We start from the raw sequence: 6,418 nt of genomic DNA on the forward strand, positions 1-6,418 counted from the left end.
GCTTACGCGTCATACGCATTTACCGAAGTAGCTGGAATTTACCCTATCACTCCTAGCTCGCCTATGGCTGACTACACTGACCTATGGGCAGCGCAGGGCAAGAAAAATTTATTTGGTATGCCAGTAAAAGTAGTAGAGATGCAAAGCGAAGGCGGCGCAGCTGGCACGGTGCATGGCTCGCTGCAAGTTGGCGCGCTAACTACGACCTACACAGCTTCTCAAGGCCTACTTTTAAAAATTCCAAATATGTATAAAATAGCAGGCCAGCTCCTCCCTGGCGTCATCCACGTCTCAGCTCGCTCGCTAGCAGCGCAGGCACTTTCAATATTTGGCGATCACCAAGATATCTACGCCTGTCGCCAAACTGGCTTTGCTATGCTAGCAAGCGGCTCAGTGCAAGAGGTGATGGACATCGCTGGTGTGGCGCATTTAGCAGCGATCAAGGGCAGAGTGCCATTTTTACACTTCTTTGATGGCTTTAGAACGAGCCATGAAATTCAAAAAGTAGAAGTAATGGACTACGCACACTTTGATAGACTCCTTGATAGAGAGGCACTACAGAAATTTAGAGACGAAGCGCTAAGCCCAGAGAGCCCAAAAACAAGAGGCACAGCGCAAAATGACGATATATATTTTCAAACACGAGAGCTAAGTAACCGCTTCTATGATGCAGTGCCAGATATCGTAGCAAACTACCTAGCTGAAATTTCAAAAGTTACCGGCCGTGACTACAAGCCGTTTAACTACTACGGCGACCCTGAGGCTACGCGTGTCATCGTAGCCATGGGCTCAGTGACGCAGACTCTTGAAGAGGTCGTTGATTATCTAAACGCAAAAGGCGAAAAGGTGGGCATCATCAAGGTGCATTTATACCGCCCGTTTAGCACGAAGTATCTCTTTGACGTGATGCCAAAGAGCGTGAAAAGCATAGCCGTTCTTGACCGCACAAAAGAGCCTGGCAGCCTTGGCGAGCCGCTATATCTTGACATAAAAGCAGCGTTTTACGGCCAAAAGGACGCACCAGTCATAGTTGGCGGCAGATACGGCCTAAGCTCAAAGGACGTCGATCCTGCGCAGATGCTAGCTGTATTTGAAAATTTAAACCAAAACGAGCCAAAAGATGGCTTTACAGTGGGTATCGTTGATGACGTAACTTTTACGTCGCTACCGACTGGAGAGAAAATTTCACTAAGCGATGAGAGCGTGAAAGAGTGCTTATTTTACGGCCTTGGAGCTGACGGCACCGTGGGCGCAAACAAAAACTCGATAAAGATCATCGGCGATAAGACTGATCTTTACGCGCAGGCATATTTTGCCTACGATAGTAAAAAATCAGGCGGCTACACACGCTCGCACCTTCGCTTTGGCAAAAAGCCGATCCGCTCGACCTATCTTGTCTCAAATCCGCACTTTGTAGCATGCTCAGTCGCAGCATATCTTGAAATTTACGACGTAATTGACGGCATAAGAGAAAACGGCACATTTTTACTAAACTCTATCTGGGACACAGAGCAGACTATAGCGAAGCTACCAAATAAAGTTAAGAAAATTTTAGCTAGCAAAAATATAAATTTCTACATCATAAACGCAACCAAACTAGCGCACGACATCGGACTTAAAAACCGCACAAACACCATAATGCAGTCGGCGTTTTTCAAGCTTGCTGACATCATACCTTTTGAAGATGCGCAAAAATATATGAAAGAGTACGCTCACAAAGCCTACGCCAAAAAAGGCGAAGCGATCGTGCAGATGAACTACAACGCTATTGACGTTGGCGCAAATGGGCTCATAAAAGTGCCAGTCGATCCTGCGTGGGCAAATTTAGCAGATGATGAGCAAAAAGAGGAAAAATACATCGGCAACAGCTTCATCGAAAACGTCGTAAAACCGATAAATGCAGCTCGCGGTGACAGCCTGCCAGTCTCAGCCTTCATAGGCTACGAGGACGGCCACTTTGAAGCTGGCACGACGGCTTACGAGAAGCGCGGCGTTGGCGTCATGGTGCCAAAATGGATCGAGCAAAACTGCATCCAGTGCAACCAGTGCGCATTTGTCTGCCCACACGCTGTAATCAGGCCATTTTTGATAGACGAGAACGAGCTTAGCGCAGCCCCTGATGGCGTAAAAGAGCACAACCTAGAAGCCAAAGGCAAAGAGGTCAAGGGACTAAAATACAAGATCCAAGTAAGCCCGCTAGACTGCACCGGCTGCGAGCTATGCGCGCAAAACTGCCCAAGCAAGGAAAAATCGCTCGTCATGGTGCCGCTTGAAGAAGAGCTAGGCAAAAACGAGCAAGAAAACGCTGATTATCTATTTAAAAAGGTCGCTTATAAAGACGATCTCATGAACAAAGAGAGCGTTAAAGGCGTTGGCTTTGCTAAGCCGCTCTTTGAATTCCACGGCGCTTGCCCAGGATGTGGCGAAACTCCGTATATCACGCTTATAACAAGGCTCTTTGGCGAGCGCATGATCGTGGCAAATGCGACTGGTTGTAGCTCGATATATGGCGGCTCTGCCCCATCTACTCCGTACACCACAAACGACGAAGGCAAGGGCGTTGCGTGGGCAAATTCGCTATTTGAAGATAATGCTGAGTTTGGCATGGGTATGAACGTAGCGATGGAGACCATGCGCCACCGCATCGAAGATATAATGAGAAACAACATAGATAGCGTGCCAAACGCACTTTCAGCGCTTTACAACGACTGGATAAATTTCAAAAATGATGGCGTTAAAACGCAAGAGATCACGAAAAATTTATTGCCTATCTTAGAGCAAAATTTAAGCGCGCCAGGCGTGAAAGAAATTTTAGAGCTTAAGAAATTCCTCGTCAAAAAGTCGCAATGGATCATCGGCGGCGACGGCTGGGCGTATGACATCGGCTTTGGCGGACTTGACCACGTGCTAGCAAGCGGCGAGAACGTAAATGTGCTAGTGCTTGACACCGAAGTTTATTCAAACACTGGCGGCCAAAGCTCAAAATCAAGCCGTGCAGGCTCGATAGCGCAGTTTACGGCTAGCGGCAAGCCGGCTCAGAAAAAGGACCTTGGCTACATCGCGATGACTTACGGCAACATTTTTGTAGCACAGATCAACTCAAACGCGAGCCAAGCAAACGTGATAAAAGCGATCGCAGCGGCTGAAGCGTATGATGGCCCAAGCCTCATCATCGCCTACTCTCCGTGCATCGCTCACGGCATCAAAGGCGGCTTGTCACAGTCAGGCGGCCAAGGCGAACTCGCTACAAAATGCGGATACTGGCCGACATACCTATACGATCCGCGCCTTTTAAAAGAGGGGCAAAATCCTCTAAAAATCACCTCAAAAGAGCCTGACTGGTCGCTTTATGAAGAGTTTTTGCTAAACGAAGTTCGCTACAACTCGCTTAAGAAAACCAACCCTGAACACGCAGACGAGCTACTAGCTAAAAACAAGGCTGACGCGCAAAGACGCTACCGCCAGCTAAAACGCCTTAGCCTAGCAGACTTTAGCGACGAAATCAATTAAATTTTAGGTGCTTTTGCACCTAAAATTTACTCTAGCAGCTAGAATACATCTTGCTTGAAATTTTTTTAAATTTAATACTGCATATCTCGTCAAAGGCAAAATGACGCTCCTTAAGATCACTCATCATATATGAAAAATAAAATTTCTTCTCCACAAAAGCCACTTCACTGGCTATGATCTCGCCAAGAGCGTTGTCATCTATATGAAAATTTTTAAAAAGGGCACTTAGCTCGAAGTAGCCATTTTGCAAGTCTCCGATATAAAATTTAACCCTAGCGCCGCTTTTCATAAAGGCAAAAGATACTATCTTTGCATCACTAAAATTTAGATCTATAAAAATTCTCTCAAGCGTCTTTAGCTCGCCATAAAAAGACCTTATATACGAGCTATAATCCTCTATCCTCTTTTCAAACTCATCATCGTCTAGATCTCCACTTATCCAGCCCTTATCAAAAAACCTCATCTTGCGCCAAGGCACTGCAGCTCCTTAAAATTTAACTTCTAAAGCAAATTTTATATATCATTATCTAAAATTATTCATAAATTTAAAAGGCAAAAATATGAGCCAAACGCACCCTTTTAAGCCAATCTTTGATAAAAACTCTAAAATTTTGATCCTAGGCTCATTTCCCTCTGTCATCTCCCGTAAATTTGGTTTTTATTATACAAATCCGCAAAACCGCTTTTGGCGGGTGCTGGCTAGGATTTTAAACGCTGATACGCCAGAAAGCACGGATGAAAAGATAAAATTTCTACTCTCTCATCACATCGCGATATATGACGCTGCGATATCATGCGAGATAGAGGGCTCAAGCGATGCCAAGATGAGCAAGATCGTGCCTGTAAATTTGAAGCCTTTATTTAAAGAGGCAAATATCACACAAGTCTATGCAAATGGCGGCAAAGCTTACGAAATTTGCAAAAAATACTTAGAAGGTGAGATCATAAAAGCGACAAAAAATGAAGTGATAAAACTACCATCAACCAGCCCTGCGAATGCTAAATTTAGCCTTGAAAAGCTTGCAAACGAGTGGTCGGTGATAGCTAGAGCGCTAGAATAACAAAAATCAAAATGACTTTACCTTCGGATTATTTTTGCCTTGCTCCCCTTTGCATTACAAAATTTATAAATTTATCTCTTTAACTTTCGCTTTTTATTTCTAGGCTTTGATCTAAACAGCGGCTCGGTCTTTGGTTTTGGCCTTGTTTCATAGTGTGTGTTATAACATTTTAGTAGCTCTTGTCCGCACTTTTCACATGTAGTTTCACCTATATGATAAAATTTCATGCAGTCAGGGCACCACATGCCCTCTAGCCTTTGTACGACTGGCGGCTCTTTTCTAAAAGCCATCCAAAAACCATAAATGCTTAGCACCAAAAATCCAAATGCTGGTAGCAAGTATAAATAACCAGTATCATCAAATTTAAAAAACTTCTCACCAACTTTTATATTTTTGTTAGCTAGCATAGAGATACAGTAAAGTAAGCACATAAATCCTATAAAAAAGCCACCTATACGGTTAAACATATTTTCTACTTTCTAGCATTATTTTTCAAATTTTCTTTACGCCTTTTTGATCGAGACATTCTAAAAAAGTTTAGTTTGGCTTCTATGGTTTCACTTGGCTTTTGTTTTATAGGTCTGATAGCCAGCAAGAATACAACAAGGGTAGAGATATAACTAAAAACACAAGGATAGACAAGATAGCCGTTTGATTTTGTAAAAGTAAATTTTATAAGTAAGTAAAATGGGAATAATGAAACTACTACAAAAAATAACCTAAGTGCTATATCTTTTATGGGATTATTTTTGCTAATGGCAATACCGCCATGCAAGAAAATAGCTGTAGCCTTCCATATATAAAACATCAGTGGTAGTCCAAAGATATTATAAATAACCCAGTGCAGCAATGGGTGATCTCCCATCATAAGCTGCAAGATTAGCTCACTCCAAACTTTATCCATTATTTTTTCAAATTTTCCTTACGTCTTTTTAAGCGAGACATTCTAAAGAATTTTGGTTTGGCTTTTATAGTATTGCTTCGTGGTTTTACCAAATGTCTAATTGTCCCAACGATAGCATAAATGCAAACTGCAACAACAAGAAAGAGTGATAAATTCGCTATAAGAGACAAAATGCCCTCTACTCTAGTGGCGCTAAAATATAGCCTATAAAATAAAAAAGCGATCAAAAATATAATCACTAGGTCAAACAAGATATATAAAATAGACTGGATATTGCCCCTTGTATTAAATTTGAAATAATATAAACTTGAAATGACATCCTCTATCAGCATCTTTAAAAATAGTAATCCTACAGTGTCAAATACCAGCCAATATAGCCACGAAGCGTTTGGCATAAAACCAATATCAATTATTCTGCTAATAAAACTACCCATTAAAATATCTCACAACTCACTATTGCTAAATTTACTAGGTATTATTTATATTCATACATCAATTTGTTTATCTTTACGAAAAAAAGCACAAATAACATAGCAAATATCAACTATTAGCTGAAGACATAAACAAGCAAATGCGATATAGAGTAAATTTCTATCACCTAGGTCGTATGCAAAAAATTGAGGAATGTTTATAAAATTTGTCAGGATGATCATTATAGCACCAAGAAAAACGAAAAAATACCTAATAATAAACTTTCTGCCCTTATTTTTAGACTCTTTTAGCCAAAAAATCAAAAATATAAAACTTGCAATAGATCCGAAAATTAGACCAATATTATTAAAAGCCAACGTTATCCCCCATCAAAAAAACAGTAACTATCAAAAATATATTCAAAAATAGTTGATAATAGCCAGAAAAGTGCTTAGGATTATTTTGCCAATCTATCAATATAATGGCTGGCCAGATCATATTCATAAAAAAAACAACTATCACAGCCATGAAT

Annotated in this window: 5 protein-coding genes; 2 read left to right on the plus strand and 3 right to left on the minus strand. The window is 41.3% G+C overall.

The window, feature by feature from the left end; all coding sequences use genetic code 11:
• Positions 1-3,510, plus strand: a 3,510-nt coding sequence (gene nifJ / locus CYP77_RS06960; protein WP_103599725.1) for a pyruvate:ferredoxin (flavodoxin) oxidoreductase, incomplete at its 5' end; no start/stop codon positions are given.
• A gap of 31 nt (positions 3,511-3,541) precedes the next feature.
• Here the strand turns inward: nifJ and CYP77_RS06965 are convergent.
• Positions 3,542-3,973, minus strand: coding sequence for a hypothetical protein (locus CYP77_RS06965; RefSeq protein WP_181001418.1), 432 nt, complete (start codon positions 3,971-3,973; stop codon positions 3,542-3,544).
• Between the two features lie 97 nt (positions 3,974-4,070).
• On the opposite strand from CYP77_RS06965, the gene CYP77_RS06970 reads away from it, so the two are divergent.
• Complete coding sequence (locus tag CYP77_RS06970; RefSeq protein ID WP_181001417.1) at positions 4,071-4,571, plus strand: DNA-deoxyinosine glycosylase; 501 nt, start codon at positions 4,071-4,073, stop codon at positions 4,569-4,571.
• Between the two features lie 71 nt (positions 4,572-4,642).
• On the opposite strand, the gene CYP77_RS06975 is transcribed toward CYP77_RS06970, so the two are convergent.
• Entirely contained in the window at positions 4,643-5,038 is a 396-nt protein-coding gene (locus CYP77_RS06975; protein ID WP_103566129.1) for a hypothetical protein, read from the minus strand.
• Between the two features lie 5 nt (positions 5,039-5,043).
• On the minus strand, positions 5,044-5,475 hold the full coding sequence (locus CYP77_RS06980) for a hypothetical protein (RefSeq protein WP_103566124.1): 432 nt from the start codon (positions 5,473-5,475) through the stop codon (positions 5,044-5,046).
• Positions 5,476-6,418: the final 943 nt, after the last annotated feature.

The organism is Campylobacter concisus, from assembly GCF_002913865.1.
GTDB classification, from domain to species: Bacteria; Campylobacterota; Campylobacteria; order Campylobacterales; family Campylobacteraceae; genus Campylobacter_A; species Campylobacter_A concisus_AM.

Excerpts from the sequence above, each read along its gene's own strand:
- CYP77_RS06965 (WP_181001418.1), bottom strand. The coding sequence starts at position 3,973 with ATGAGGTTTTTTGATAAGGGCTGGATAAGTGGAGATCTAGACGATGAT.
- CYP77_RS06970 (WP_181001417.1), top strand. The coding sequence starts at position 4,071 with ATGAGCCAAACGCACCCTTTTAAGCCAATCTTTGATAAAAACTCTAAA.
- CYP77_RS06975 (WP_103566129.1), bottom strand. The coding sequence starts at position 5,038 with ATGTTTAACCGTATAGGTGGCTTTTTTATAGGATTTATGTGCTTACTT.
- CYP77_RS06980 (WP_103566124.1), bottom strand. The coding sequence starts at position 5,475 with ATGGATAAAGTTTGGAGTGAGCTAATCTTGCAGCTTATGATGGGAGAT.